Source organism: Streptomyces sp. P9-2 (assembly GCF_051903975.1).
In the GTDB taxonomy this organism is placed as follows: domain Bacteria; phylum Actinomycetota; class Actinomycetes; order Streptomycetales; family Streptomycetaceae; genus Streptomyces; species Streptomyces cellulosae.
Map to the genome: position 1 here is coordinate 3,287,317 of NZ_CP192633.1, position 25,196 is coordinate 3,312,512.

At 73.7% G+C, this 25,196-nt stretch carries 30 protein-coding genes; 22 read left to right on the plus strand and 8 right to left on the minus strand.

Annotated features, from left to right (window positions below; translation table 11 throughout):
- Window positions 1-70 precede the first annotated feature (70 nt).
- The gene (locus ACQY0Z_RS15030) at window positions 71-238 is read right to left on the minus strand and encodes a hypothetical protein (RefSeq protein WP_189896854.1); all 168 of its coding nucleotides are present in this window, start codon (window positions 236-238) and stop codon (window positions 71-73) included.
- Window positions 239-458: 220 nt separating this feature from the next.
- On the opposite strand from ACQY0Z_RS15030, the gene ACQY0Z_RS15035 reads away from it, so the two are divergent.
- Window positions 459-1,664, plus strand: a complete 1,206-nt coding sequence (locus tag ACQY0Z_RS15035) for an NYN domain-containing protein (RefSeq protein WP_347225659.1) — start codon at window positions 459-461, stop codon at window positions 1,662-1,664.
- Between the two features lie 225 nt (window positions 1,665-1,889).
- Here ACQY0Z_RS15035 and ACQY0Z_RS15040 read toward each other — a convergent pair whose 3' ends face one another.
- Window positions 1,890-2,576: a TetR/AcrR family transcriptional regulator gene (locus ACQY0Z_RS15040; RefSeq protein WP_189896858.1), complete on the minus strand. Its 687-nt coding sequence runs from the start codon at window positions 2,574-2,576 to the stop codon at window positions 1,890-1,892.
- A gap of 223 nt (window positions 2,577-2,799) precedes the next feature.
- Here ACQY0Z_RS15040 and ACQY0Z_RS15045 point away from each other — a divergent pair, with 223 nt between their 5' ends.
- From ACQY0Z_RS15045 to ACQY0Z_RS15055, 3 genes are all read left to right on the plus strand, one after another.
- The gene (locus tag ACQY0Z_RS15045) at window positions 2,800-3,774 is read left to right on the plus strand and encodes an ABC transporter ATP-binding protein (RefSeq protein WP_189896964.1); all 975 of its coding nucleotides are present in this window, start codon (window positions 2,800-2,802) and stop codon (window positions 3,772-3,774) included.
- Window positions 3,775-3,860: 86 nt separating this feature from the next.
- A complete protein-coding gene (locus ACQY0Z_RS15050; protein WP_439812399.1) occupies window positions 3,861-4,685 on the plus strand; it encodes an ABC transporter permease in 825 nt (274 codons plus the stop codon).
- 34 nt (window positions 4,686-4,719) lie between these two features.
- Window positions 4,720-5,421, plus strand: a complete 702-nt coding sequence (locus ACQY0Z_RS15055) for an AAA family ATPase (RefSeq protein WP_189896861.1) — start codon at window positions 4,720-4,722, stop codon at window positions 5,419-5,421.
- 439 nt (window positions 5,422-5,860) lie between these two features.
- On the opposite strand, the gene ybaK is transcribed toward ACQY0Z_RS15055, so the two are convergent.
- From ybaK to ACQY0Z_RS15075, 4 genes are all read right to left on the minus strand, one after another.
- Entirely contained in the window at window positions 5,861-6,361 is a 501-nt protein-coding gene (ybaK, locus tag ACQY0Z_RS15060) for a Cys-tRNA(Pro) deacylase (protein ID WP_189896863.1), read from the minus strand.
- Between the two features lie 42 nt (window positions 6,362-6,403).
- The gene (locus tag ACQY0Z_RS15065) at window positions 6,404-7,144 is read right to left on the minus strand and encodes an LON peptidase substrate-binding domain-containing protein (RefSeq protein ID WP_189896865.1); all 741 of its coding nucleotides are present in this window, start codon (window positions 7,142-7,144) and stop codon (window positions 6,404-6,406) included.
- An 11-nt stretch (window positions 7,145-7,155) separates the two neighbouring features.
- Window positions 7,156-8,235, minus strand: coding sequence for a hypothetical protein (locus ACQY0Z_RS15070; RefSeq protein ID WP_439812400.1), 1,080 nt, complete (start codon window positions 8,233-8,235; stop codon window positions 7,156-7,158).
- A gap of 425 nt (window positions 8,236-8,660) precedes the next feature.
- Window positions 8,661-10,238: an oxidoreductase gene (locus ACQY0Z_RS15075; RefSeq protein ID WP_189896867.1), complete on the minus strand. Its 1,578-nt coding sequence runs from the start codon at window positions 10,236-10,238 to the stop codon at window positions 8,661-8,663.
- A 194-nt stretch (window positions 10,239-10,432) separates the two neighbouring features.
- Here ACQY0Z_RS15075 and hisD point away from each other — a divergent pair, with 194 nt between their 5' ends.
- From hisD to hisF, 8 genes are all read left to right on the plus strand, one after another.
- Complete coding sequence (gene hisD, locus ACQY0Z_RS15080; protein WP_189896868.1) at window positions 10,433-11,758, plus strand: histidinol dehydrogenase; 1,326 nt, start codon at window positions 10,433-10,435, stop codon at window positions 11,756-11,758.
- Window positions 11,755-12,867, plus strand: a complete 1,113-nt coding sequence (locus tag ACQY0Z_RS15085; protein ID WP_189896870.1) for a histidinol-phosphate transaminase — start codon at window positions 11,755-11,757, stop codon at window positions 12,865-12,867. The genes hisD and ACQY0Z_RS15085 overlap by 4 nt, the downstream gene beginning before the upstream one ends.
- A complete protein-coding gene (gene hisB / locus ACQY0Z_RS15090) occupies window positions 12,864-13,457 on the plus strand; it encodes an imidazoleglycerol-phosphate dehydratase HisB (protein WP_019525453.1) in 594 nt (197 codons plus the stop codon). Before ACQY0Z_RS15085 ends, hisB begins: the two co-directional genes overlap by 4 nt.
- Before the next feature lie 88 nt (window positions 13,458-13,545).
- On the plus strand, window positions 13,546-13,704 hold the full coding sequence (locus ACQY0Z_RS15095; protein ID WP_033273033.1) for a hypothetical protein: 159 nt from the start codon (window positions 13,546-13,548) through the stop codon (window positions 13,702-13,704).
- 4 nt (window positions 13,705-13,708) lie between these two features.
- Window positions 13,709-14,350 carry an imidazole glycerol phosphate synthase subunit HisH gene (gene hisH / locus ACQY0Z_RS15100; RefSeq protein WP_439812401.1) on the plus strand — a complete coding sequence of 214 codons (642 nt, stop codon included), beginning with the start codon at window positions 13,709-13,711 and terminating at the stop codon, window positions 14,348-14,350.
- Between the two features lie 4 nt (window positions 14,351-14,354).
- The gene (gene priA, locus ACQY0Z_RS15105; RefSeq protein WP_439812402.1) at window positions 14,355-15,080 is read left to right on the plus strand and encodes a bifunctional 1-(5-phosphoribosyl)-5-((5-phosphoribosylamino)methylideneamino)imidazole-4-carboxamide isomerase/phosphoribosylanthranilate isomerase PriA; all 726 of its coding nucleotides are present in this window, start codon (window positions 14,355-14,357) and stop codon (window positions 15,078-15,080) included.
- Window positions 15,077-15,481 (plus strand): RidA family protein, encoded by a 405-nt coding sequence (locus ACQY0Z_RS15110; protein WP_189896876.1) that lies wholly within the window; start codon window positions 15,077-15,079, stop codon window positions 15,479-15,481. Before priA ends, ACQY0Z_RS15110 begins: the two co-directional genes overlap by 4 nt.
- On the plus strand, window positions 15,478-16,233 hold the full coding sequence (gene hisF, locus ACQY0Z_RS15115; RefSeq protein WP_048456856.1) for an imidazole glycerol phosphate synthase subunit HisF: 756 nt from the start codon (window positions 15,478-15,480) through the stop codon (window positions 16,231-16,233). Before ACQY0Z_RS15110 ends, hisF begins: the two co-directional genes overlap by 4 nt.
- A gap of 3 nt (window positions 16,234-16,236) precedes the next feature.
- Here the strand turns inward: hisF and ACQY0Z_RS15120 are convergent, their stop codons facing one another.
- Together ACQY0Z_RS15120 and ACQY0Z_RS15125 are read right to left on the minus strand one after the other, a co-directional pair.
- On the minus strand, window positions 16,237-16,635 hold the full coding sequence (locus tag ACQY0Z_RS15120; protein WP_189896878.1) for a VOC family protein: 399 nt from the start codon (window positions 16,633-16,635) through the stop codon (window positions 16,237-16,239).
- 21 nt (window positions 16,636-16,656) lie between these two features.
- The gene (locus ACQY0Z_RS15125; RefSeq protein WP_189896879.1) at window positions 16,657-17,292 is read right to left on the minus strand and encodes a TIGR03085 family metal-binding protein; all 636 of its coding nucleotides are present in this window, start codon (window positions 17,290-17,292) and stop codon (window positions 16,657-16,659) included.
- An 84-nt stretch (window positions 17,293-17,376) separates the two neighbouring features.
- Here ACQY0Z_RS15125 and hisI point away from each other — a divergent pair, with 84 nt between their 5' ends.
- The 10 genes from hisI (at window position 17,377) to ACQY0Z_RS15175 (ending at window position 25,143) form a co-directional block, all read left to right on the plus strand.
- The gene (gene hisI, locus ACQY0Z_RS15130) at window positions 17,377-17,820 is read left to right on the plus strand and encodes a phosphoribosyl-AMP cyclohydrolase (RefSeq protein WP_189896881.1); all 444 of its coding nucleotides are present in this window, start codon (window positions 17,377-17,379) and stop codon (window positions 17,818-17,820) included.
- Window positions 17,821-17,831: 11 nt separating this feature from the next.
- On the plus strand, window positions 17,832-19,325 hold the full coding sequence (locus tag ACQY0Z_RS15135) for an anthranilate synthase component I (protein WP_439812403.1): 1,494 nt from the start codon (window positions 17,832-17,834) through the stop codon (window positions 19,323-19,325).
- 42 nt (window positions 19,326-19,367) lie between these two features.
- Window positions 19,368-20,009, plus strand: coding sequence for a TIGR02234 family membrane protein (locus ACQY0Z_RS15140; protein WP_189896884.1), 642 nt, complete (start codon window positions 19,368-19,370; stop codon window positions 20,007-20,009).
- Between the two features lie 110 nt (window positions 20,010-20,119).
- Window positions 20,120-20,371 carry an HGxxPAAW family protein gene (locus ACQY0Z_RS15145; RefSeq protein WP_189896885.1) on the plus strand — a complete coding sequence of 84 codons (252 nt, stop codon included), beginning with the start codon at window positions 20,120-20,122 and terminating at the stop codon, window positions 20,369-20,371.
- Between the two features lie 75 nt (window positions 20,372-20,446).
- On the plus strand, window positions 20,447-20,881 hold the full coding sequence (locus ACQY0Z_RS15150; RefSeq protein ID WP_254586624.1) for a DUF2752 domain-containing protein: 435 nt from the start codon (window positions 20,447-20,449) through the stop codon (window positions 20,879-20,881).
- Window positions 20,882-20,999: 118 nt separating this feature from the next.
- Entirely contained in the window at window positions 21,000-21,806 is an 807-nt protein-coding gene (gene trpC / locus ACQY0Z_RS15155; RefSeq protein WP_254586623.1) for an indole-3-glycerol phosphate synthase TrpC, read from the plus strand.
- Window positions 21,807-21,828: 22 nt separating this feature from the next.
- Window positions 21,829-22,020, plus strand: coding sequence for a tryptophan biosynthesis modulator TrpM (gene trpM / locus ACQY0Z_RS15160; protein WP_369281115.1), 192 nt, complete (start codon window positions 21,829-21,831; stop codon window positions 22,018-22,020).
- A gap of 148 nt (window positions 22,021-22,168) precedes the next feature.
- Window positions 22,169-23,452 carry a tryptophan synthase subunit beta gene (gene trpB / locus ACQY0Z_RS15165; protein WP_439812404.1) on the plus strand — a complete coding sequence of 428 codons (1,284 nt, stop codon included), beginning with the start codon at window positions 22,169-22,171 and terminating at the stop codon, window positions 23,450-23,452.
- Window positions 23,449-24,264: a tryptophan synthase subunit alpha gene (gene trpA, locus ACQY0Z_RS15170; protein ID WP_189896892.1), complete on the plus strand. Its 816-nt coding sequence runs from the start codon at window positions 23,449-23,451 to the stop codon at window positions 24,262-24,264. The genes trpB and trpA overlap by 4 nt, the downstream gene beginning before the upstream one ends.
- 102 nt (window positions 24,265-24,366) lie before the next feature.
- Complete coding sequence (locus ACQY0Z_RS15175; RefSeq protein WP_189896893.1) at window positions 24,367-25,143, plus strand: thioredoxin domain-containing protein; 777 nt, start codon at window positions 24,367-24,369, stop codon at window positions 25,141-25,143.
- Window positions 25,144-25,196 lie beyond the last annotated feature (53 nt).

The following is a 25,196-nucleotide window of genomic DNA, read 5'->3' on the forward strand; positions in this document are numbered from 1 at the left end:
GAGGGGCGCACCCGTGACGGGTGCGCCCCTCTTCCTGTGCTACCGGGCCGCAACGGCCCTCACACGGGTGTCAGTTGTGGCCGAACCGCTTCTGCCGGCCCTTGCCGGGGCCGACCTCGCCGGGCACCACCTGCGTGGTGCGCTGCTCGTCCGGGGTCTCCAGGGTGGACGTCTGCGCGGCGCGCGGGGCGCGCTCGGCCTGGGGCTGCTTACGGTCACGGTTCTTGTTCTTGGCCATGGTGTTGCCTCCTGTGGGGACTAGGGGCCAGGGCCGAATTCAGATTCACACAAGCCGATAACCATCGCATGTCAGACAATTACCGTCTGTAATGGGCGGGTCGGGGGAGGAAGTGTGGAAACGCCACGCCGAAGATCGAGTTCGGGCCGTTAACACCGGCGGGGTCGGGCAGACTCGAAGGAAGCCCGAAGCCAAACCTCCCGGAAAGAGGGTGGATCGCGTGGACCGCTGCATCGTCCTGGTGGACGCCGGGTATCTGCTGGGGGCCGCCGCGAGTCTCCTCGCCGGGGAGCCCTCACGGTCCCGCATCACCGTGGACCACGCCGCCCTGATCCAGGGACTGCGTGACCGCGCCGAGAACGACACGCGCCAGCCGCTGCTGCGCATCTACTGGTTCGACGGCGCCCCCGACCGCGTGCCGCAGCCCGAGCACCGCCGGCTGCGCGTGATGCCCCGGGTCACCGTCCGGCTGGGCGCGCTGACCCGCAGCGACGGGCGCTGGGCGCAGAAGGGCGTGGACGCGGCGATGCACGCCGAGCTGACCGAGCTCGCCCGCAACCGAGCCTGCTCCGACATCGTCCTCGTCACCGGCGACGGCGACCTGCTGCCCGGCATGATGGCCGCGAAAGAGCACGGGGTCGCCGTGCACCTGTGGGCCGTGCAGGCCGCCGACGGCGACTACAACCAGTCCGAGGACCTCGTCGCCGAGGCCGACGAACGCCGGGTCCTGGACCGGGCGTGGATCACCCAGGCCGTGCGCGCCAAGGAGATCGGCGGGGTGTGCCCGCCGCCGCCCGTCACCCGGCCCGAGATCGCCGCGATCCTCTCCGCGCCGCTGCCCGACTCCGCCCTCGCCCCGGCCGCCGAACGCGCCCCCGCCGAGCCGCGCCATGCGGCCGCCGCGCACAACGGCACGGTGGAGCGGGCGCCCGCGGCCAAGGGCGTCCCCACCCCCAAGGACCTGGCCGCGCTGCGCCACCCCGGCCTGCACCAGCCGCAGCAGCCCGCCTCCGCGACCCTGCGGTGGTCCTCCGACAAGGGCTGGGTGGACCGGCCCGTCGCCGAGCCGCCGGAGGCCGCGTCCATGCCGACGCTGGCGCAGCTGACCACGGCGGAACAGCGGTGGGCGGACCGCGAGGAGGACATCACCACCGTGGGCGGCGACCCCTTCGAGGTGGGGCAGGTGTTCGCCCGGCGGTGGGTGGAGCGGCTGGGGGACCAGGGGCATGTGCGGAGGCTCTCCGCGATGTATCCGCGGATTCCGCACCGGATCGACGGGGAGCTGCTGCGGTACGCGGCGCGGTTCGGGCTGCTGGCGCACAAGGACGACCAGATCGACGAGAGGGATCGGTACGCCATTCGGGCGGGGTTCTGGCGGGAACTGGACACGCGGACGGGGACGGAACGCGCGTCCGCGGGGGAGTAGAGCCGCGGCGGCTTCGTGGGCGGGGGCGGTTCCGACACCCGTTCCGCGCCGTTCCCCGCGCCCCTCGGGTTGTGGGTACGGCGGAGGTCGTGGTGGGTCGCTCGCGCAGTGCGAGGCCCGGCCACTCGATCACGCGGGTGATCTCGACATCGCCGAGCACGGTGCGGGTGCGGGTGCGGGTGCGGGTGCGGGCATGGCTGGTCCTCCGGGGAAACGGGACTTGCGTCAGGCTGAGCCGACCTCGCCCGGGGCCGCGTACCGGGCCAGGAACGTGGCTACGGCCTCGTCGATCACCACGTCCGGGCCGGGCCCGGCGGCGATCTCCTCGGTGAAGCCCATGACGCGCGGCCAGACGAGGAACTCCTGGACCAGGCCCATGAACTGCCGCGCGGCGAGGCGTGTGTCCGGGCAGCGCAGCCGGCCGGCGCGGACCAGGGCGTCGAGGCGGCCGGTGAACGCCGCCACGACGGGCCCCTTGCCCAGCCGGTGGAACTCGTCCGCGATCCACGGCAGCCGGGCGGACTCCGCGACCACGAGCCGCGCGAAGAGGATCTGGTCCGTCTCCTCGGCGAAGCGCCGCAGCGACCGGGCGAAGGCCCGCAGCACCTCCTCCGCGCTCGCGTCCCCGTCGCCCCCGTCGTCCGCGGCCGACCGCCCGTCCTGCTCGGCGAACGCCGCGAACGCCGCCCAGTGGTGGCGGACCATCTCCCGGAACACCGCCTCCTTCGACCCGAAGCGGTTGTAGACGGTCTGCCGGGAGACCCCGGCGCGCTCGGCGACCCGCTCCAGGGAGACCCCGGCGTACCGGTCGGCGAGGAACAGCTCCTTCGCCGCACGCAGGATCTTCAGGTCCGAGGCCGACCTGCGGCGCTCAGTGTCCCGGGCCGGGGCGTCCTCCGTACGGGCGGTCATGCGGGCTCCCTCCTCGCTGCGGCTCTGGACTTTACAGTACAGTCCAATTTCGGAGTCCCGCACGCCGTCACGCGTGCCGATCCCTCCCCCGGTGTCCGGTGCGTCCCCCCGGACGAGGCCGGGCGCAAGGGTGACCCGGGAGCGGAGGGACGGGGGCGACCCCGTAGGCTCGTCCCTCGTGAGTACGCGCGCGGCACAGGCACATCGGCACGGTGGTGACGTCGTGTGCGCGGTGCGCGGGCTGACCAAGACCTATCCGGCGGTGCGCGGACGGCGCGGGGTGCCGGCGACGCCCGAGGTACGGGCCACCGACGACGTGGCCCTGGACATCGCGCGCGGTGAGATCTTCGGCCTGCTCGGGCCGAACGGCGCCGGCAAGTCCACCCTCGTACGGCAGATGACCGGTCTGATGCGGCCCGACAGCGGCAGCGTCGAGATCCTCGGCCACGACATCGTCCGCCACCCCGAGCGGGCCTCCCGCATCCTCGCCTACCTCGGGCAGGAGTCCAGCGCGCTGGACGACCTGACCGTGTCCCTGGCCGCCGAGACCACCGGCCGGCTGCGCGGGCTCGACGCCCGGCAGGCCCGCGCCGAACGGGACGACGTGCTCGACGAGCTGGGCCTCGCCGCCCTCGCCTCCCGCCCGCTGCGCAAGCTCTCCGGCGGCCAGCGCCGCCTCGCCTGCTTCGCCGCCGCGCTGGTGGGGGAGCGGCCGCTGCTGGTGCTCGACGAGCCCACCACCGGCATGGACCCCGTGGCGCGCCGCGCCGTGTGGTCCGCCGTCGACCGGCGGCGCGCCGAGCACGGCACCACGGTGCTGCTGGTCACCCACAACGTCATCGAGGCCGAGACCGTGCTCGACCGGGTCGCCGTGCTCGACCGCGGCCGGGTCATCGCCTGCGACACCCCGAACGGCCTGAAGGAACAGGTCGCCGGGGAGGTCCGGGTCGAGCTGGTGTGGCGCGAGGCCGCGCCGCTGCACGTGCCCGAGGTGGCCGCGCTGCGCGACCGGGCCGTCGAGTCCGGCCGCCGCTGGACCCTGCGGCTCGCGCCCGAGGAGGCCCGCACCGTCGTCGCCACCGTCACCGGCGGCGCCGCGTTCGCGGCCCTCGACGACTTCACGCTGGCCACGCCCAGCCTGGAGGACGTCTACCTGGCGCTGGGCGGCGCCGTGCGGCAGGGACTGGTGAAGGCGTGAGCACACGGGCCGCGGCATCCGTACGGAACGGGGCGACCTCCGGAGCGGCTCCGGACGGATCTCCGAGCGAAGGGGAGCAGCACGACGTGAGTGTCGTACCCGCCGGCGCCCTGCCGGCCGGCGTCCTGACCGCGGAGGAGGCCGCCCCGCCGCGGCCCGCCGCGCTCGGCCCCCGCGCACGGCTGTGGCCGTCCCTGGCGGCCGTGTACCGGGCGCAGCTGTCCCGGGCCCGGGTGGCGAGGATCCCGCTGCTGTTCGTGGCGACCTTCCAGTCCGTCGGGATCATGATCCTGATGCGCGGGGTCGTCGACGGCGGCGGCGAGGCGCGCGCCGTGGTCGCCGGATCGTCGGTGCTGGTCGTCGCCTTCGTCGCGCTGAACCTGCTCGCCCAGTACTTCGGCCAGCTCCGAGCCAGCGGCGGACTCGACCACTACGCCACCCTGCCTGTGCCGCCCGCGGCCGTGGTGCTCGGCGCGGCCGGCGCCTACGCGTCGTTCACCGCCCCCGGCACCGTCGTCACCGCCGTGGTCGGCTGCGCCCTGTTCGGGCTGCCGCTCGCCCACCTGTGGGTCCTCGCCGCGGTGATCCCCCTCGCGGGCGCCGCGCTCGCCGGGCTCGGCGCCGCCCTCGGACTCCTCGCGCCCCGGCCCGAACTGGCCACCCTGCTCGGCCAGCTCGGCATGTCGGCGGCGCTGCTGCTCGGCGTGCTGCCGCCCGAGCGGATGCCGGAGGCGGTCCGCCTCGCCCGTGACCTGCTGCCCTCGACCTACGGCGTCGAGGCCTTCGCGCGGACCTTCGCCGCGGATCCCGACTGGGCCCACGTCCTCGGCGACCTCGCCGTGTGCGGCGTGGTCGGGGTGATCTCGCTGGCCGTGGCGACCTGGGCGTACCGCAGGGCCGCCGTCCGGTGACGCGGCCCACAGGGACGCCTGGCACGATGGCAGGGTGAGCGCACCTCTGACACCCCCGCCACCGCACGACCCCTCCGCGCACGACCCGTGGCAGCCGCCCTCCGGCGCCCCCGGCGCGGGCGCGCACCGCTACGACGGGAAGCCCGGCCACGCCACCCGTCCGCGGCACGGCTGGTGGCACGACGAGGACGGCCCGGGGATGGCGAAGGAGCTCCGTGAGGCGGCCGTGGTGGTCGTCGCGGTGGCCCTCGGCGGGGTGCTGCTCGGGGTGCTGTGGTGGTGGCTCGCCCCGCGCGTGCCGCTGGTCGGTGACGCCTCGGGGGACGCCTGGGTGGTCTACCTCAAGGACTCCGAGGGCGAGCACAGCATCGGCGTGGACGGCACGTTCACCCTGATCGCCCTGGGCTGCGGCGCGCTGAGTGCCCTGGCGGTCTTCCTCTTCCGGCGGCGCGGCGGCGTCCCGCTGGTGGTGGGGCTGGCGGTCGGCGGGCTGCTCGGCTCGGTGCTGGCCTGGCGGCTCGGGGTGTGGCTCGGCCCCTCCCAGGACGTGATCGCGCAGGCCAAGAGCGTCGGGAAGGGCGTCACCTTCGACGCCCCGCTGAAGCTGAACGCGAAGGGCGCGCTGCTGGCGTGGCCGTTCTCCGCGCTGGTGTTCCACCTGGGCCTGACGGCGCTGTTCGGACCGCGCGACCCGGAGGAGTGGCCGCCGCCGGGCGAGCGGCAGCCACCCCGGTAAAGGCCCTCACCTGTTCAAGCACCCGGTCCGCGTGTCACCGACGTCCCGGGACAGCACACCTAGGCCGGCCGCCGCCCGTGGTTGGCCCGCCGCTTCCTGATCCGCCACCTGCGCTTGCGCGTCCGTTTCGACATACCTTCCGTACATAGCCGAGGGCGCGAGAACCGTCGAGGTACGGAACAGGCCGTCCCGGGCGCGGAGGCGTCCCCCCGGCCCTCGGCTGCGCTCGGCCCTGGGAAGGGATGCCGGTGCTGCCGTCAGGGCGGGCGGGCACCGTGCGCGGGCCGACGGGTGGCCTCCGGCCCGGACCGGGTGGACCGTGGACCGGGCCGTGGCGGATGCCGCGGGGCGGAGCGCGTCGTGCGGCCTGGCCCGCGGAAGGCGGCGCCGGGGCCGGCCGGGCGCGTGGTCCGCGGGTCCCGCGCCGGCGGGCCCGGGACTACACCCGGCCGATCGGGGCCAGGACCGCGGAGGTGAGGTTCGCGAGGTCCGTGGGGGCGAGTTCGACCTCCAGGCCGCGGCGGCCCGCCGAGACGCGGATCGTCCCGTGGCGGGTGGCCGATTCGTCCAGCACCGTCGGCAGCTTCTTGCGCTGGCCCAGCGGGGAGATGCCGCCCCGCACGTACCCCGTGGTGCGCTCCGCCAGCGCCGGGTCGGCCATCGACGCCCGCTTGCCGCCGGCCGCCGAGGCCAGCGCCTTCAGGTCGAGCTGGCCCGCGACCGGAACCACCGCCACGGTCAGCGCCCCGTCGACGTCCGCCACCAGCGTCTTGAAGACCCGGTCGGGGGAGACCCCCATCGCCTCGGCCGCCTCCTCGCCGTAGCTCGGGTGGGAGGGGTCGTGGTCGTAGGAGTGCACCGTGAACGGCACCCCGGCCGCGGTGAGCGCCACCGTGGCGGGCGTGCCGTTGGACTGCTGCTTCTTGGACTTCTTGGCCATGCCGGTCGCCGCTCCGCAAGCGTGAGTGCGTGTCAGTACGCGTCAGTTGAGACTCGTCGGCGCCCGCGTCAGCTCCGACGCGGGCAACGACGGAAGACTACGGATGATCGCCGTCTCCGTGCGCAGCAGTTTCAGCTCGTCCCGCAGCCGGGACGCGGTGTCCGGCGCCTGGAGCAGCCGTTGCCGTGTCGGCGTGTCCAGCATCATCGCGGCGGCGACCAGGTACGACACCACGCTGGGCTCGTCCGGCAGCTCCGCGTCCGAGGTCAGCGACCGCTCCCGCGCCCCCGCGAGACGCTTCTGGTACTGCCGGAACGCCCGCAGCACACCCTCCGCCAGAGGCCCCGCCTCCTCGCCCGGCTCCTCCTCCAGCGGCTCCAGCTCGGCCGTGAGGAAGGGGCCCGAGGCGTCCACCGACAGCAGCCGCACCCGGGTCGTCCCGGTCGCCAGCACCTCGAAGGTGCCGTCGGGCCGCTCCCGGATCGTCGCCGCGTCGGCGACGCACCCCACCTTGTGGAAGGCGCGCAGCGGGTCCGCGCCGAAGCCGGCCGCCGGGCCCCGCTCGGGCACGGCCGTGGGGTCGGGCAGCCCGGGGGCGCTCGGCGCCACCTCGAGGCCGTCCCGGATCGCGACCACGGCGAACTGCCGCGGCTCGTCCTCCGGGGTCTTGAGGAGCTCGCGCATCATGGCGCGATAACGCTCCTCGAAGACGTTGAGCGGGAGCACGAGCCCCGGGAACAGCACCGTGTTCAGGGGGAAGAGCGGAAGCCGGACGGTGGTCACGACGCAAGAGCCTAACGGCCGCCGGGGTCCGGCCGTCCGCGCCGTTCGCCTCCCGGACGCCCCGGCACGGCGTCGGAGGCGTCCGTTCCGGTCGTTCCGGCGCCCGACGCGACCTCTCTCAGCACCTCCTGACGGATCTCCAGGAACCGCCCGAGCGGGTCGTCGGCGTCCCGGTCCCAGGGGAACGAGGTGGCGTACAGGCCGGTCAGCCGGAACTGCTCCACCGCGTCGTGCCGCCGCCCGAGCCGCACCAGGACGTACACGAGGAGGTTGCGCGGCTCGGCCGGCCACGGCTGGGCCGACGGCAGCCGCGCGGACAGGGCGACCGCCCGGTCGGCGGCCGCGTCCAGCCGCGCCCGCTCGACCGCGGGGCCGCAGCCGTCGGTGAGATAGCCGAACGCCGCACGCAGCGGCAGCGCCTGGGTGAGCGAGCCCTCCGGCGCGTCCTGCGCCGCCGTCTCGGCGAAGTCGAAGCACTCACGGTGCGAGCCGTGCCACGAGGACGCCAGGTAGCGCAGGGCCGCCACATGGCAGCCGTGGTGGTGCGGGGCGCGGCGCACCGCCGCCTCCCACAGTTCCTCGAAGTACGTGTGGCCGGCCCGCGCGCCGCGCGCGTGGTCCAGGGCCAGCCGCCAGGGCACGGGGTCGCGGTGGTCCGCGCGGGCGGCGGCGGTGATCAGCGGGCTGACCTCGCGCAGCAGTTCGGCGCGGGCGGGGGAGTCCCAGACGCGGTCCACCGCGCGCTGGGCGTCCACCAGCAGTGCGTCCGGGTCGCGCGGGGCGCGGGTCCGCCAGGTGTCCAGCCACTGGGGGCGCGACCGCGCGAACGCGGCGAGGCGGCGTACGTAGCGGTCGCGGTGCTCCCAGGCGGCCTGGCGGCGGGTGGCCTCGAGCAGCTCGGCCGCGGGGGCGGGGTCGCCGGCGGCGGCTCCGAGCAGGGCCCGGCCCAGGGCGTCGTCCGGCACGTCGAGGAGGACCTGGTCGTCGGCGGGCAGCGCGGTGTGAGCGGGGGGCGGTGGGGTGCCCGTCCGCTTGTCCCTCGCGCGGGACGTGCGGGTGAACGCGTGCAGCAGAGCCATGGTGTCGACCATTGAAAGACCGCTGGTCACGGGGGCGCCAGGGTCCACGCGGAACTCGTGGAAAGTTGTACGGGGGTGGGTCAAGGGAGGGTAAAAACGGGGGGCTTCCGGGGGCGCGCGGGTTTTTGTGAGCCTCCTCTGTCACACGTGCACCGTGTGGGGGCGGGCGGCCGCGCAGTTCCCCGCGCCCCTTGAGGGTGACGCAGGCTCCGTGGGTTCCTTCGCACCGGTGTGCATCTCAGGTCGCGCAGTTCCCCGCGCCCCTTGAGGGTGACTGCGTCCCGCGCGTTCGCCGGGTCCGGCGGGCAGGTGACGTCGCGCAGTTCCCCGCGTCCCCAGAGCCCGGTGGTTCGCTCGCGTCGCGCAGTTCCCCGCGTCCCTTGGGCGGCACTGGAGGCACCCCGCGTCGCGCAGTCCCCCGTGGCCCTGGGGGGGACTCACGTGCGGCGCAGCGTGCGCGTCGCTCCCGCTGCCACCGTTGTCGCCAGGATCCAGCCCAGGAGGATGAAGGCCGTCGAGAGCCACTGCCAGCCGCCTCGCATCTGCCAGAAGCCCGCCTGGCCCAGGTCGATGACCGGGAGCAGCAGGTCCAGGGCGAACAGGGCCGGGTTCCAGTCGGGGTGTTCGCCCGCCTTCAGGGGCGGGTGGTCCGCCCGGGCGAAGGCCACCGAGCCGGCCGCCCACAGGACCGCCATCCACACCGCGGCCCGGCCGGGGCGGTACCCGTAGGCGACCGTCCAGTCCTGCGCGTACCCCCACAGCTTCGCGGCGAGCGGCAGGCTCTCGCGGCGACGGCGCTGCTTGGCGAGCAGCACCTCGCGGGCGTCCTCGTCCGCCCCGCTCTCCCGCAGCACCGCCGCCAGCCGCTCGTACGGCTCCGGGGTGTACTCGGCGCTCGCCGCGTCCACCCAGCGCAGCCGCAGGGCCAGCGGGAACGGGCCGCGCGGCACCAGGTTCTCGTAGGCGAAGCCGCCCATGTGCAGCCGTCCCGGGCCCGGCCAGCTGTCCGCGCGGTCCATCAGGTTCACCACCCGCGCCCCCGACAGCACCACCCGCCCGCGCGCCGGCCGCTGCCCGAGGAAGCGCAGCTCCGGCGTCTGCACCCGGCGCAGCGACAGCTCCTGCTCGTCGGTGAAGGTGAACTCGGCCCCCTCGAAGTCGACCGCGTCCCCGAACCGCCCGTCGTCCAGCCGGATCCCGCCCTCGCACTCGAACCGCTGGATGCGCGTGCCCCGCGCGGGCGTCATGCCGCTGCGGGCGTGCGCCCCCACCCCGGCCGGGGTCAGATACAGCGAGCGCTCCACGGTCAGCTGCGGCGCGTTCAGCGTGAGGCGGGCGCGCGGGTTGACCAGCCGGGCGCCGCGCAGGCTCAGCGAGACGCCGATGGTCGCGCCGCGCAGGCTCAGCTCGCCGTGCGACTCCAGCATCTCCGCCTGGACGTCCTGGCCGACGCTCATCCCGTCCCCGGCGATGGAGCGGCCGCTGCGGTCGCGGTGCACGACCGCCTGGTTGAGCAGCAGGTCCGTGCCGATGCGGGCGTCGGTGAGCCGTATGCCGCCGAGGAAGCGGCAGCGCGGCAGATGCAGATCACCCTCGGTGTGCAGCCGGGCCGCCTCCAGCCGGGGTATGGAGCAGTCCACCAGCCGCATCGTGGTGAACCGCGCCTCCGGCAGCAGCACGTCCCGTTCGAAACGGCAGCCGCGCATCTCCACGTACGGCACGACCGTGCCCCCGGCGAGGTCCAGGGTGCCGCTGATCCGCACCCCGACCAGCTTCAGCGAGGAGACGCGGCCGGCCAGGGCGGGCGGGCCGTCCAGCAGCAGCCAGCAGACCACCCGGGCCCGCACCGTGCGCTCGGGTCCCCAGGGGTGGCCTCCGTGCGGATCGTCGACCAGCGCGTCGCCGCTGCTCAGGTCGTACACGCTGCCGTTGCGGAAGGCCTGCCACATGCCCGCCTCCGCGGCGGTCAGGTCCTCCGGCGGCTCGCCGTCGCGCGGTCCCGCCCCCTCGGCCACGGAACTCCCCTCCTCCTCATCACTCTCACCGGTTCATCGCGTCGTACAGCCGTTCATGCCCGGTACGGTGACCCGCTGAACACGGAAAGTGAAGAAGATCTTGAAAACGGGTGCGGAACGTCACGACAGGCGTGATGTATCAGCCACTGGAACGGGCGGACGTCCATAGGGGCGGGTCTGAGAGAATTGAGCACGTGATCTCGCGAATCGACCTGCGCGGCGACGCCCTCCCCGAGGGCCCCGCCCTGCGTGACCTGCTGCCCCGTGCCGACTTCGACGTCGCGGCCGCCCTGGAGAAGGTGCGGCCCATCTGCGAGGACGTGCATCATCGCGGCGACGCGGCGCTGATCGACTTCGCCGAGCGCTTCGACGGCGTGAAGCTGGACCAGGTCCGGGTGCCCGCCGCCGCGCTGGAGCGCGCGCTGGAGGAGCTCGACCCGGCCGTGCGCGCCGCCCTGGAGGAGTCGATCCGCCGGGCCCGCCTCGTCCACCGCGCGCAGCGCCGCACCACCCGCACCACCCAGGTCGTGCCCGGCGGCACGGTCACCGAGAAGTGGGTGCCGGTCGACCGCGTCGGCCTGTACGCGCCGGGCGGCCGGTCCGTCTACCCGTCCTCCGTGATCATGAACGCGGTGCCCGCGCAGGAGGCCGGCGTCCCGTCGGTCGCGCTGGCCTCGCCTGCCCAGGCCGAGTTCGGCGGCCTGCCGCACCCGACGATCCTCGCCGCGTGCGCGCTGCTCGGCGTCGACGAGGTGTACGCGGCCGGCGGCGCCACCGCCGTCGCGATGTTCGCGTACGGCACCGAGTCGTGCCCGCCCGCGAACATGGTGACCGGCCCCGGCAACATCTGGGTCGCCGCCGCCAAGCGGTACTTCACCGGCAGGATCGGCATCGACGCCGAGGCAGGACCGACGGAGATCGCGATCCTCGCGGACTCCACGGCCGACCCGGTGCACGTCGCCTCCGACCTGATCAGCCAGGCCGAGCACGACCCGCTGGCCGCCGCCGTCCTGGTCACCGACTCCACCGACCTCGCGGAGGCCGTGGCCAAGGAACTGGAGCCCCAGGTCAGGGCCAGCAAGCACGTCGAGGACCGGATCGCGCCCGCCCTGGGCGGCAGGCAGTCCGCGATCGTGCTGGTCGACGGCGTCGAGGAGGGCCTGCGGGTCGTCGACGCCTACGGCGCCGAGCACCTGGAGATCCAGACCGCCGACGCCGCCGCGGTCGCCGACCGCGTGCGCAACGCAGGCGCGATCTTCATCGGCCCCTGGTCCCCGGTCTCCCTCGGCGACTACGCGGCCGGCTCCAACCACGTGCTGCCCACCGGCGGCTGCGCCTGCCACTCCTCGGGTCTGTCCGTGCAGTCCTTCCTGCGCGGCATCCACATCGTCGACTACACGGAGGAGGCCCTCGCCGAGGTCGCCCACCACGTGGTCACGCTGGCGGAGGCGGAGGACCTGCCCGCGCACGGCGCGGCGATCAAGGCCAGGTTCGGCTGGAAGGTGCCCGAGAACAAGTGAGCGACGTGAGCATCGACGATCTCCCCGTACGGGACGAGCTGCGCGGCAAGTCCCCCTACGGCGCGCCCCAGCTGGACGTCCCCGTACGGCTCAACACCAACGAGAACCCCTACCCGCTGCCCGAGCCGCTCGTCGAGCGGATCGCCGAGCGCGTCCGCGAGGCCGCCCGGAACCTCAACCGCTACCCCGACCGGGACGCGGTCGAGCTGCGCACCAGGCTGGCCGGATACCTGACGAGGACCACCGGCCACCCGGTCGCCCTGGAGAACGTCTGGGCGGCCAACGGCTCCAACGAGGTCATCCAGCAGCTGCTGCAGACCTTCGGCGGCCCCGGCCGCACCGCGCTCGGCTTCGAGCCGTCGTACTCCATGCACGCGCTCATCGCGCGCGGCACCGGAACCGGCTGGATCTCCGGCCCGCGGAACGAGGACTTCTCCCTCGATCTGGCCGCCGCCGAGAAGGCGATCGCCGAGCACCGGCCCGACGTGGTCTTCGTCACCACCCCCAACAACCCCACCGGCAACGCGGTCCCCGCCGACGCCGTGCGCGCCCTGTACGACGCCGCGCAGGCCGCGAAGCCGTCGATCGTGGTGGTCGACGAGGCGTACGTGGAGTTCAGCCACGGCGACTCGCTGCTGCCGCTGCTCGACGGGCGCCCCCACCTGGTGATCTCCCGCACCATGTCCAAGGCGTTCGGCGCCGCCGGACTGCGTCTCGGCTACCTCGCCGCGCACCCCGCGGTCGTCGACGCCGTCCAGCTGGTGCGGCTGCCGTACCACCTGTCGGCGGTCACCCAGGCCACCGCACTGGCCGCCCTGGAGCACACCGACACCCTGCTCGGCTACGTCGAGCAGCTCAAGGCGGAGCGGGACCGGCTCGTCGCCGAACTGCGCGCCCTGGGCTACGAGGTGACCGACTCCGACGCCAACTTCGTCCAGTTCGGCCGCTTCCAGGACTCCCACGCCGTATGGCGGCAGATCCTCGACCGGGGCGTCCTGGTCCGGGACAACGGCGTACCGGGATGGCTGCGGGTCACCGCGGGCACCCCGGCCGAGAACGACGCGTTCCTCGACGCGGTACGTGAGATCAAGAAGGAGCACAGCGCATGACCCGCGTAGGACGCGTGGAACGCACCACCAAGGAAACCTCCGTGCTCGTCGAGATCGACCTCGACGGCACCGGGAAGACCGAGATCTCCACCGGGGTCGGCTTCTACGACCACATGCTCGACCAGCTCGGCCGGCACGGTCTGTTCGACCTCACCGTGAAGACCGAGGGCGACCTGCACATCGACTCCCACCACACCATCGAGGACACCGCCCTCGCGCTCGGCGCCGCCTTCAAGCAGGCGCTCGGCGACAAGGTGGGCATCTACCGCTTCGGCAACTGCACGGTCCCGCTGGACGAGTCCCTCGCCCAGGTCACCGTCGACCTCTCCGGCCGCCCCTACCTCGTGCACACCGAGCCCGAGAACATGGCGCCGATGATCGGCGAGTACGACGTGACGATGACCCGGCACATCCTGGAGTCCTTCGTCGCCCAGGCGCAGATCGCCCTCCACGTGCACGTGCCCTACGGGCGCAACGCCCACCACATCGTGGAGTGCCAGTTCAAGGCCCTCGCCCGGGCCCTGCGCTACGCGTCCGAGCGCGACCCGCGCGCGGCCGGCATCCTGCCCTCCACGAAGGGCGCGCTGTGAGCGACGCACGCGCGGCCGCCGGGCCGCAGACGACGACGATGGCCGCGCCTGTGCGCCGCGCGGGCGGAGAAGCGAACGGAGGGACACCGTGAACGGACTGTCCACCGTCCTGATCGTCGTCGGCCTGTTCTTCGTCGGCGGGATCATCTCCTTCGTCAAGCAGAAGATGCCCACGAGCCTCATCACGCTGATGTCCGTCGGCGCCGCGCTGTGCATCGTCACGGGCCTGCTGCAAATGGAGGTGTGACACCTTGAGCACCGCCAGGAAGGTCGTGGTCTTCGACTACGGCTTCGGCAACGTCCGCTCCGCCGAGCGCGCCCTCGCGCGCGCCGGGGCCGACGTCGAGATCACCCGCGACTTCGACAAGGCGATGAACGCCGACGGGCTGCTGGTGCCCGGCGTCGGCGCCTTCGCCGCCTGCATGAAGGGCCTCAAGGAGGCCCGCGGCGACTGGATCGTCGACCGCCGCCTGGCCGGCGGCCGCCCCGTCATGGGCATCTGCGTCGGCATGCAGATCCTCTTCGCCCGCGGCATCGAGCACGGCGTCGAGGCCGAGGGCCTCGACGAGTGGCCCGGCTCCGTCGAGCCGCTCCAGGCCGACGTCGTCCCCCACATGGGCTGGAACACCGTGGACGCCCCCGAGGGCTCGAAGCTGTTCGCCGGCCTGGACCAGGACGCGCGCTTCTACTTCGTGCACTCCTACGCCGTCCACGACTGGTCGTTCGAGGTCACCAACGCGGCGATGGAACCCCCGCTCGTCACCTGGACCACCCACGGCAAGCCCTTCGTGGCCGCCGTGGAGAACGGCTCCTTGTGGGCCACCCAGTTCCACCCCGAGAAGTCCGGCGACGCCGGCGCCCAGCTCCTCACCAACTGGATCGGAACCCTGTAGAGACATGGCCACGCTCGAACTCCTCCCCGCCGTCGACGTCCGCGACGGCCAGGCCGTCCGCCTCGTGCACGGCGAGTCCGGCACCGAGACCTCCTACGGCTCGCCCCTGGAGGCCGCGCTCGCCTGGCAGCGCTCCGGCGCCGAGTGGCTGCACCTGGTCGACCTGGACGCCGCGTTCGGCACCGGCGACAACCGCGAGCTGATCGCGGAGGTCGCCAAGGCGATGGACATCAAGGTGGAGCTGTCCGGCGGCATCCGCGACGACGACACCCTCGCCGCCGCCCTCGCCACCGGCTGCACCCGCGTCAACCTGGGCACGGCCGCCCTGGAGACTCCCGAGTGGGTCGCCAAGGTCATCGCCGAGCACGGCGACAGGATCGCCGTCGGCCTCGACGTGCGCGGCACCACCCTGCGCGGCCGCGGCTGGACCCGCGACGGCGGCGACCTGTACGAGACGCTGGACCGTCTCGACAAGGAGGGCTGCGCCCGCTACGTCGTCACCGACATCGCCAAGGACGGCACCCTCCAGGGCCCCAACCTGGAGCTGCTGAAGAACGTCTGCGCCGCCACCGACCGCCCGGTCGTCGCCTCCGGCGGGGTGTCCTCCCTGGACGACCTGCGGGCGATCGCCGAACTGGTGCCGCTGGGCGTCGAGGGCGCCATCGTCGGCAAGGCCCTGTACGCCAAGGCCTTCACCCTGGAAGAGGCCCTGGAGGCCGTGTCCCGATGACGTCGGAAGCCGTGCGGCGCGTGCAGAGCGGGAATCCCTGGGAGGAGACCCTCGGCTCGGCGCGCGCCGTCGCGGCCGGCGACCTCGTCCTGGTCGCGGGCACCACCGCGTTCCGGGGCGACGTGCTGTACGGGGAGGGCGACCCGTACGAACAGGCCAAGGTGGCCTTCACCAACGCGCTGGAGGCGGTCGCGGAGTTCGGGCTCGACGCCGGGTCCGTGATCCGCACCCGCATCCATCTCGCCCACGCGCGGGACGTGGACGAGGTCAGCCGCGCGCACAAGGAGCTGTTCGACGCGGTCCGACCGGTCACCACGCTGCTGGTGGTCGAGGGCTTCGTCGACCCGCGCGTACTGGTCTCAGTGGAACTCGAAGCATTCAGAGGAGCCGTGGATTCATGACCCTGGCGGTCCGAGTCATCCCCTGCCTGGACGTGGACGGCGGCCGGGTCGTCAAGGGCGTCAACTTCCAGAACCTGCGCGACGCGGGCGACCCCGTCGAGATGGCGAAGGTGTACGACGCCGAGGGCGCCGACGAGCTGACGTTCCTGGACATCACCGCGTCCTCCGGCAACCGCGAGACCACCTACGACGTGGTCCGCCGCACCGCCGAGCAGGTGTTCATCCCGCTCACCGTGGGCGGCGGCGTGCGCACCGCCGAGGACGTCGACAAGCTGCTGCGGGCCGGCGCCGACAAGGTCGGCGTGAACACCGCCGCCATCGCCCGGCCCGACCTCATCCGGGAGATCGCCGAGCGGTTCGGCCGCCAGGTGCTCGTCCTCTCCGTCGACGCCCGGCGCACGGAGGGCGGGACCTTCGAGGTCACCACCCACGGCGGCCGCCGCGGCACCGGCATCGACGCCGTCGAGTGGGCGCACCGGGCCGCCGAGCTGGGCGCCGGCGAGATCCTGCTGAACTCCATGGACGCCGACGGCACCAAGGACGGCTACGACCTGGAGATGATCGCCGCCGTGCGCAAGCACGTCACGGTCCCGGTGATCGCCTCCGGCGGCGCCGGCAAGCTCGCCGACTTCCCGCCCGCGGTCGCCGCCGGCGCGGACGCGGTGCTGGCCGCCTCGGTGTTCCACTTCGGCGACCTGCGTATCGGCGAGGTCAAGCAGACCCTCAGGGACGCCGGCCACCCCGTGCGGTGAACCTCAGCCGAGCGGCTGTGTGAGCTGGATCAGATTGCCGACCGTGTCGTCCAGCAGCGCGGTCAGCACCGGTCCCTGCTTCTCCGGCTCCCGGACGAAGTGGACGCCCTCCCCGCGCAGCCGCTCGAACTCCGCCCGCAGGTCGTCCACGGAGAACACGATCGCCGGCAGCCCCGCCTCCCGCACCGCGCGCCGGTAGGGCTCCGCGATCGGCCCGTCGCCCGGCTCCAGCAGCAGCTCCAGGTCGGGCTGGGCGCCGTCGCGCGCCCCCACGGTGACGAACGGCGTGCCGCCGCCCGGGTCCACATGGGTGCGGGTCTCGAAGCCGAGCACCCCGGTGTAGAACGCGTGCGCCCTGGCCACGTCCTCCACGTACACACTCGTCATGGCGACCTTGATCACGAGCCGTGCCTTTCCGGAGCCTCAGATGCCGAGCTGCTTGGTGGCGCGCAGCTGGGCGATCGCGTTCTCGTCGCCGTCCAGCTCCACCTTCGCGGCGCCCTGCCGGCCGTACGCGAACAGCACCAGCTCGGACGGCTCCCCGGTCACCGTCACCACCGGCGCACCGCGGCGCGCCACCGTCGTCTGCCCGTCCGGACGGCGCAGCACCAGACCGGTCGGCACCCCGCGGCCCATCAGCCGCGCGGAACGCTCCAGGCGCGACCACAGGGCGTCCTGGAACACCGGGTCCAGCTCGCGCGGCGACCAGTCCGGCTGCGCCCGGCGGACGTCCTCGGCGTGGACGTAGAACTCGATCACGTTCGACATCTCGTCGACCTGCTTGAGCGAGAAGGGGGAGAACCGCGGCGGGCCCGTGCGGATCAGCCGGATCAGCTCGTCGTACGGCTTCGCCAGGAACTCCGCCGTGACCCGCTCCAGGCGCGGCGCCAGCTGCTTCACCAGGATGCCGCCCGCCGCGTCCGGACGGCGCTCGCGCACCACCACGTGCGCGGCCAGGTCCCGGGTCTTCCAGCCCTCGCAGAGGGTGGGCGCCTCCGGGCCCGCGGTCTCCAGCAGGTCGGCCAGGAGGAGTCGTTCACGCTTGGCATGGGTCGACATGCGAGCCAGCCTACGGCGGGCCGTCACGTCCGGACAGTGGACGACGGCACGGGGGGACGTGCCCCGCGCGGCACAATGGTCCCCATGACCAGCACGCCCGCCCGTCGCCCGGCCACCACCCCCCAGGAAGGCGCTTCGCGCCACAGCGCTCCGCCCAGCCGCCTCGACCCGGAGATCGCCGCGCGGCTCAAGCGCAGCCCCGACGGCCTCCTCCCCGCGATCGCCCAGCAGTACGACACCGGAGAGGTGCTGATGCTGGGCTGGATGGACGACGAGGCGCTGCACCGCACCCTCACCACCGGCCGCTGCACCTACTGGTCGCGCAGCCGCCAGGAGTACTGGGTCAAGGGCGACACATCGGGCCACTTCCAGTGGGTGAAGTCGGTCGCGCTGGACTGCGACGCCGACACCGTGCTGGTCAAGGTCGACCAGGTGGGCGCCGCCTGTCACACCGGCGACCGCACCTGCTTCGACGCCGACGTGCTGCTCAAGGACGCCGGTACCGGCGCGCCCGCCACGGATCAGTAGGGTCAGCCGCCATGGACCTCGAGACGTTCCGCAAGCTCGCCACCGACCGCCGGGTCATCCCGGTCACCCGCAAGCTCCTCGCCGACGGCGACACCCCGGTCGCGCTCTACCGCAAGCTCGCCGCCGAGCGCCCCGGCACCTTCCTGCTGGAGTCGGCGGAGAACGGGCGCTCGTGGTCCCGCTACTCCTTCGTCGGCGTCCGCTCCGCCGCCACCCTCACCGAGCGCGACGGACAGGCCCACTGGGAGGGCACCCCGCCGGTCGGCGTGCCCGTCGACGGCGACCCGCTCACCGCGCTGCGCGCCACCCTGCAGACCTTGCACACCCCGCGCGACCTCGCCCAGGACCTCGGCCTGCCGCCCTTCACCGGCGGCATGGTCGGCTACCTCGGCTACGACATCGTGCGCCGCCTGGAGAAGATCGGCCCCGGCGAGCGGGACGACCTGAAGCTCCCCGAGCTGACCATGCTGCTCACCAGCGACCTCGCCGTCATGGACCACTGGAAGGGCTCCGTCTGGCTGATCGCCAACGCGATCAACCACAACGACCTGGAGACCGGCGTCGACGAGGCCTACGCGGACGCCGTGGCCCGCCTCGACGCCATGGAGGCCGACCTCGCCCGCCCGGTCGCCCAGCCCCCGGCCGTGCTGCCCCCGTCCGAGCTGCCCGAGTACACCGCGCTGTGGGGCGGCCCCGACTTCCAGGCGGCCGTGGAGGACGTCAAGGAGCGCATCCGCGCCGGCGAGGCCTTCCAGGTCGTGCCCTCGCAGCGGTTCGAGACGCCCTGCACGGCGAGCGCCCTGGACGTCTACCGGGTGCTGCGCGCCACCAACCCGTCGCCGTACATGTACCTGTTCCGGTTCGACGGCTTCGACGTGGCCGGCTCGTCCCCCGAGGCGCTGGTGAAGGTCGAGGACGGGCGGGCGATGGTGCACCCCATCGCCGGCACCCGGCACCGCGGCGCCACCCCGCAGGAGGACCAGGCGCTCGCCGACGAGCTCCTCGCCGACCCCAAGGAGCGCGCCGAGCACCTGATGCTCGTCGACCTCGGCCGCAACGACCTCGGCCGGGTCTGCGAGCCGGGCTCCGTCGAGGTCGTCGACTTCATGTCGATCGAGCGCTACTCGCACGTCATGCACATCGTCTCCACCGTCACCGGACGGGTCGCCGCCGACCGCACCGCCTTCGACGTGCTCACCGCCTGCTTCCCGGCCGGCACCCTCTCCGGCGCGCCCAAGCCCCGCGCGATGCAGATCATCGACGAGCTCGAGCCGTCCCGGCGCGGCCTGTACGGCGGCTGCGTCGGCTACCTCGACTTCGCCGGGGACTCCGACACGGCCATCGCCATCCGCACCGCCCTGCTGCGCGACGGCACCGCGTACGTGCAGGCAGGAGCGGGGATCGTGGCCGACTCCGACCCGGTCGCCGAGGACACCGAGTGCCGCAACAAGGCGGCCGCGGTGCTGCGCGCCGTGCACACCGCGAACCGCCTGGGTGACGGCTGACACAGCCCCCCGGATGCCGCGCGGGCCGGGGTCCGGGCCATAGTGGAGGGCGTGACTGCCGTACCCAGCCCCCGTCCCGAGCCCGCCGGCCCCTCCCGGACCGGCCGTACGAGCCTCGCCGCCGCCCTGCTGAGCGGCGCCCTCGGCGCGGCCGTGACCCTGCTCGCCACCCGGCAGGAGTGGTCGGAGGGCACCGCGACGGTGGCCGGCGGCGCGTTCCCGCTGACCGCCAAGGGCAGTGACGTCACCGGCGTGCCCGCCGCCCTGGCCGTCGTCGGGCTCGCCGCCCTGGTCGCCGTCTTCGCCGTGCGCCGCGCCGGACGGCTCGCCGTCTCCGCCGTACTGGCCCTCTCCGGGGCCGGCACGGTCGCCGCCGCGCTGCTCGGCGCGTCCGACTCCACCGCCCTCGACGAGAAGGCCGCCCAGGCCTCCGGGGACGCCTCCGCGACCGTCGGCGCCCTCTCCCACACCGCCTGGCCGTACGTCGCAGCCGTCGGCGGACTGCTGCTGCTGGCCGCCGGACTGCTCGCGCTGCGCTACGGACGCCTGTGGCCCGCCATGTCCGGCCGATACGAGCGGGGCGGCGCCCCGCGTGCGCGCCGGCCGGCCGCTCCCGCCGACCCGGACCGCCCCGAGGAGCTGTGGAAGGCCCTCGACCGAGGTGAGGACCCCACCGGCGCCTGAACCGCGCAACCCGCCCACGGCCGACCCCCGGCGCACGGCGGCCCGGCGTGTGCGGGACAATGGGGACGAGCGTCCCGCTCACCCACGCACACGGCAACGAGGAGCAAGCAATGGCGGGCAGCAGCCACGGTCACACCCCGGCCGCCTGGACCGGTGTCATCATCGCCTTCATCGGTTTCTGCGCCGCGGGCGCGTTCATGGTGATGGACCGGCCCGTGGGCTTCTGGGCCGGCATGGGCGTCGTCCTCCTCGGCGGCGTGGTCGGCGCCGTCATGCGCTCGATGGGCCTCGGCCAGCCGAAGAGCGACCACCCGGTGCACGCGACCACCGGCGACCGCGAGCCGGCCCGCGCCCAGGGCTGAGCCCCGCGGACCACTCCGTACGGGGGCGGTGTCCGGCGTGAGCCGGGGCCGCCCCCGCGGTGTGTCCGGGGGACAATGCCTCCCGTGAACGCCCCGAGCCCCCACGCGGTCCCCGGCCGGGCGGCCCGGCTGGCCGCCCCCGCCGGCCTGCTCGCCGCCGTGGCCGCGGCCTTCGCCTACGTCGCCGCCGTCGACCCCAACGAACCCGGCCACTACCCGGTCTGCCCGCTGCTCGGCCTCACCGGCCTGTACTGCCCCGGCTGCGGCGGACTGCGCAGCGCCCACGCCGTCGCCCACGGCGACCTCGCCACCGCCCTCCAGGCCAACGCACCCGCCGTCCTCGGCTATGGCGTCTTCGCCGTGCTGTGGACCGTCTGGGTGATCCGCGCGGCGCGCGGCCGGCCGATGCGTCTCGACCCGCCGCCCGCGGTGCTGTGGACGGCGGGCGGGCTGCTGCTGGTCTTCACGGTGCTGCGGAACACGCCGTTCGGCGGCTGGCTGCACCCGTGAACACCGCTGATCGTCCAGGTGCTGGACGCCGCGACAGCCGGATGCGGGGCATTCGCCCTGCTCCGGATACCATCGCAGGGACCAGCCAAGCCCGACCGTCAGGAAGGGGGCCGCTCGCGTGAGTGTGCTCGACGAGATCATCGACGGAGTCCGTGCCGACCTCGCGGAGCGGCAGGCGCGCGTCAGCCTCGACGAGCTCAAGGAGCGCGCGGCCAAGGCCCCCGCCGCCAAGGACGGCGTCGCCGCCCTGCGCGGTGACGGCGTCAAGGTGATCTGCGAGGTCAAGCGCTCCAGCCCGTCCAAGGGCGCGCTCGCCGCGATCGCCGACCCGGCAGGCCTCGCCGCCGACTACGAGGCGGGCGGCGCCGCCGTCATCTCGGTCCTCACGGAGCAGCGCCGCTTCGGCGGTTCGCTGGCCGACCTGGAGGCCGTCCGCGCCCGGGTGGACATCCCCGTGCTGCGCAAGGACTTCATCGTCACGTCGTACCAGCTCTGGGAGGCCCGCGCGTACGGCGCCGACCTGGCGCTGCTGATCGTGGCCGCCCTGGAGCAGTCGGCCCTGGAGTCGCTCATCGAGCGCGCCGAGTCCATCGGTCTCACCCCGCTGGTCGAGGTGCACGACGAGGACGAGGTGGAGCGGGCGGTCGACGCCGGCGCCAAGGTCATCGGCGTCAACGCGCGCAACCTCAAGACCCTCGAGGTCGACCGCGGCACCTTCGAGCGGGTCGCTCCCGAGATCCCGGCGCACCTCGTCAAGGTCGCCGAGTCCGGCGTGCGCGGCCCGCACGACCTGATCGCCTACGCCAACGAGGGCGCGGACGCCGTCCTGGTCGGCGAGTCCCTGGTGACCGGCAAGGACCCGAAGACGGCGGTCGCCGACCTGGTGGCGGCCGGCGAGCACCCGGCCCTCCGGCACGGCCGCTGAGACCTCGCTAGGCTGACCCCCGATGACGCTCTCCCGACTCGCCCGAGGCTGCAGGCCCCGCGGCTGCCGAGCCCCGGCCCGCCGGGTCCACGGCCGCAGGGTCCGCTACGTCATCGGCGACGAACCGGGCCAGGTGAACGGCAGACGATGGCAGCGCCCCGACAGGGGCGCGGGGAACTGCGCGACCGGCCACAACGGACCCGAAGCGGCCTGACGACCTCCGCCCTTCCAGGGCGCGGGGCTCTGCCGATCTGCGGCTCCGCCGCGTGGGCGCGACAAGCCGCAAAGGGCCCGCACGCGCACAGAAACCCCGCCCCCACGGCGCTCGTGTCGTCCACACACTCACCGTGAGGTACACCTTCATGCCCAGCACCTTCTTCATCCCCGACCCGGAGGGCCGAACCCCCTCCACGGAGGGCTACTTCGGCGCCTTCGGCGGCAAGTTCATCCCGGAGGCCCTCGTCGCCGCCGTCGACGAGGTCGCCGTCGAGTACGACAAGGCCAAGCACGACCCCGAGTTCGCCCGCGAGCTCGACGACCTCCTGGCCCACTACACCGGCCGCCCCAGCGCCCTCACGGAGGTCCCCCGCTTCGCCGAGCACGCCGGCGGCGCCCGGATCTTCCTCAAGCGCGAGGACCTCAACCACACCGGCTCCCACAAGATCAACAACGTGCTCGGCCAGGCCCTGCTGACCAAGCGCATGGGCAAGACCCGCGTCATCGCCGAGACCGGCGCGGGACAGCACGGCGTGGCCACCGCCACCGCCTGCGCCCTGTTCGGCCTGGAATGCACGATCTACATGGGCGAGATCGACACCCGCCGCCAGGCCCTCAACGTGGCCCGCATGCGCATGCTCGGCGCCGAGGTCGTGGCCGTGAAGTCCGGCAGCCGCACCCTCAAGGACGCCATCAACGAGGCGTTCCGCGACTGGGTCGCCAACGTCGACCGCACCCACTACCTGTTCGGCACCGTCGCGGGACCGCACCCCTTCCCGGCGATGGTCCGCGACTTCCACCGCGTCATCGGCGTCGAGGCCCGCCGCCAGCTCCTGGAGCGCGCCGGACGCCTGCCCGACGCCGCGGTCGCCTGCGTCGGCGGCGGCTCCAACGCCATCGGCCTGTTCCACGCGTTCATCCCCGACGAGACCGTCCGCCTGATCGGCTGCGAGCCGGCCGGACACGGCATCGAGACCGGCGAGCACGCCGCCACCCTCACCGCCGGCGAGCCCGGCATCCTGCACGGCTCCCGCTCCTACGTCCTGCAGGACGACGAGGGCCAGATCACCGAGCCGTACTCGATCTCCGCGGGCCTGGACTACCCGGGCATCGGCCCCGAGCACGCGTACCTCAAGGACAGCGGCCGCGGCGAGTACCGCGCGGTCACCGACGACGCCGCCATGCAGGCCCTGCGCCTGCTGTCGCGCACCGAGGGCATCATCCCGGCCATCGAGTCCGCGCACGCCCTCGCAGGCGCCCTGGAGGTCGGCAAGGAGCTGGGCAAGGACGGGCTGATCGTCGTCAACCTGTCCGGGCGCGGCGACAAGGACATGGACACCGCGGCCCGCTACTTCGGGCTGTACGACACGGACGCCGAGGTCGAGGAGAACGCCTCCGGCACCGCCGAGATCGAGGGGGACGCCAAGTGAGCGGGAACGTGCGGCTGCTGAGCGACACCCTCGCCGCGGCGAAGGAGGAGGGCCGCTCCGCCCTCATCGCCTACCTCCCGGCCGGGTTCCCGACCGTGGACGGCGGCATCGAGGCGGTCAAGGCGGCGATCGAGGGCGGCGCCGACGTCGTCGAGGTGGGGCTGCCGCACAGCGACCCCGTCCTGGACGGCCCGGTCATCCAGACCGCCGACGACATCGCCCTGCGCGGCGGGGTGCGCATCGCCGACGTGATGCGCACGGTGCGCGAGGCCCACGCGGCCACGGGCGCGCCGATCCTCGTGATGACCTACTGGAACCCGATCGACCGCTACGGCGTGGAGCGGTTCACCGCCGAGCTGGCGGAGGCCGGGGGCGCCGGGTGCATCCTGCCCGACCTGCCGGTCCAGGAGTCCGCGCTGTGGCGCGAGCACGCCGAGAAGCACGGGCTCGCCACGGTCTTCGTGGTCGCGCCCAGCAGCAAGGACGAGCGGCTCGCCGAGATCACCGCGGCCGGCAGCGGCTTCGTCTACGCCGCCTCCCTCATGGGCGTCACCGGCACCCGTGAGTCGGTCAGCTCGCAGGCCGAGGACCTGGTGCGGCGCACCCGCGCCACCACCGACGTCCCCGTCTGCGTCGGCCTCGGCGTCTCCAACCCGGCGCAGGCCGCGGAGGTCGCCCGGTTCGCCGACGGGGTGATCGTCGGCTCCGCCTTCGTGAAGCGGATGCTGGACGCGCCCGACGACGCCGCGGGCGTCGAGGCGGTCCGCGACCTCGCCGGTGAGCTGGCCAAGGGCGTGCGCGGACAGGTGTGACGGCACCGGCCCGCCGCCCGCGGCGGGCCGTCGGGGTCCCTCGTACGGGTGGACCTGGGACCGGGGAGGCGCTGGGCGCCTCCCCGGTTCGTTCTGCGGGGTGTGAGCGACAAGAACCGTGAGGGAAAGCGCACCGCCCGCGAGCGGCTGGCGGCAGAGCGCGAGAAGCAGAAGACGGCGGAGAGGCGGCGCCGCACCCTGATCGTGGGCGCGAGCGTGGTCTGTGTCCTGGGACTCGCGGCGGTGATCGGCGTCGTCGCGGCCAACTCCGGCGGTGACGACGAGAGCAAGGCGTCCGGCCCGGTCGTGGCGCCCTCGGGGGCCCAGGGCAAGGACGGCCTGGCCATCCCGGTCGGCAAGGAGGACGCCAAGGCCACCCTCACGGTGTGGGAGGACTTCCGCTGCCCCGCCTGCAAGTCCTTCGAGGAGACCTACCGCTCGACGCTGAACGAGCTGACCGAGGCCGGCAAGCTCAAGGTCGAGTACCACCTGGTCACGCTGATCGACGGCGGCCTCGGCGGCAGCGGCTCGCTGAGCGCGGCCAACGCCGCCGCGTGCGCCCAGGACGCGGGGAAGTTCACCGCGTACCACGACGTGCTGTTCGAGAACCAGCCGATGGAGAGCGACGACGCCTTCTCGAGCGACGACAAGCTGTTCGACCTGGCCAGCAAGGTCGACGGCCTCGACACCCCCGAGTTCCGCACGTGTGTCGAGGACGGCACGCACGACAGCTGGGTGGTCAAGTCCAACGAGGCCTTCCAGAAGGGCGGCTTCAGCGGCACCCCGACGGTGCTGTTCGAGGGGCAGAACATCTACCAGGACCGCTCCATGACCCCCGAGAAGTTCAAGGAGATGGTCGAGAAGGCCGACAAGTCCTAGGGGGTCGCCTCCCCGGGGCCTGTTATGGAGCCGTAGCCGGGCTGCCTGCCGCG

Coding starts and splice junctions, on each gene's coding strand:
- ACQY0Z_RS15030 (WP_189896854.1), bottom strand. CDS start 238: ATGGCCAAGAACAAGAACCGTGACCGTAAGCAGCCCCAGGCCGAGCGC.
- ACQY0Z_RS15040 (WP_189896858.1), bottom strand. CDS start 2,576: ATGACCGCCCGTACGGAGGACGCCCCGGCCCGGGACACTGAGCGCCGC.
- ybaK (WP_189896863.1), bottom strand. CDS start 6,361: ATGGCCAAGAAGTCCAAGAAGCAGCAGTCCAACGGCACGCCCGCCACG.
- ACQY0Z_RS15070 (WP_439812400.1), bottom strand. CDS start 8,235: ATGGTCGACACCATGGCTCTGCTGCACGCGTTCACCCGCACGTCCCGC.
- hisB (WP_019525453.1), top strand. CDS start 12,864: ATGACCCGCGTAGGACGCGTGGAACGCACCACCAAGGAAACCTCCGTG.
- priA (WP_439812402.1), top strand. CDS start 14,355: ATGGCCACGCTCGAACTCCTCCCCGCCGTCGACGTCCGCGACGGCCAG.
- ACQY0Z_RS15110 (WP_189896876.1), top strand. CDS start 15,077: ATGACGTCGGAAGCCGTGCGGCGCGTGCAGAGCGGGAATCCCTGGGAG.
- hisF (WP_048456856.1), top strand. CDS start 15,478: ATGACCCTGGCGGTCCGAGTCATCCCCTGCCTGGACGTGGACGGCGGC.
- ACQY0Z_RS15125 (WP_189896879.1), bottom strand. CDS start 17,292: ATGTCGACCCATGCCAAGCGTGAACGACTCCTCCTGGCCGACCTGCTG.
- hisI (WP_189896881.1), top strand. CDS start 17,377: ATGACCAGCACGCCCGCCCGTCGCCCGGCCACCACCCCCCAGGAAGGC.
- ACQY0Z_RS15135 (WP_439812403.1), top strand. CDS start 17,832: ATGGACCTCGAGACGTTCCGCAAGCTCGCCACCGACCGCCGGGTCATC.
- ACQY0Z_RS15145 (WP_189896885.1), top strand. CDS start 20,120: ATGGCGGGCAGCAGCCACGGTCACACCCCGGCCGCCTGGACCGGTGTC.
- ACQY0Z_RS15150 (WP_254586624.1), top strand. CDS start 20,447: ATGCCTCCCGTGAACGCCCCGAGCCCCCACGCGGTCCCCGGCCGGGCG.
- trpM (WP_369281115.1), top strand. CDS start 21,829: ATGACGCTCTCCCGACTCGCCCGAGGCTGCAGGCCCCGCGGCTGCCGA.
- trpB (WP_439812404.1), top strand. CDS start 22,169: ATGCCCAGCACCTTCTTCATCCCCGACCCGGAGGGCCGAACCCCCTCC.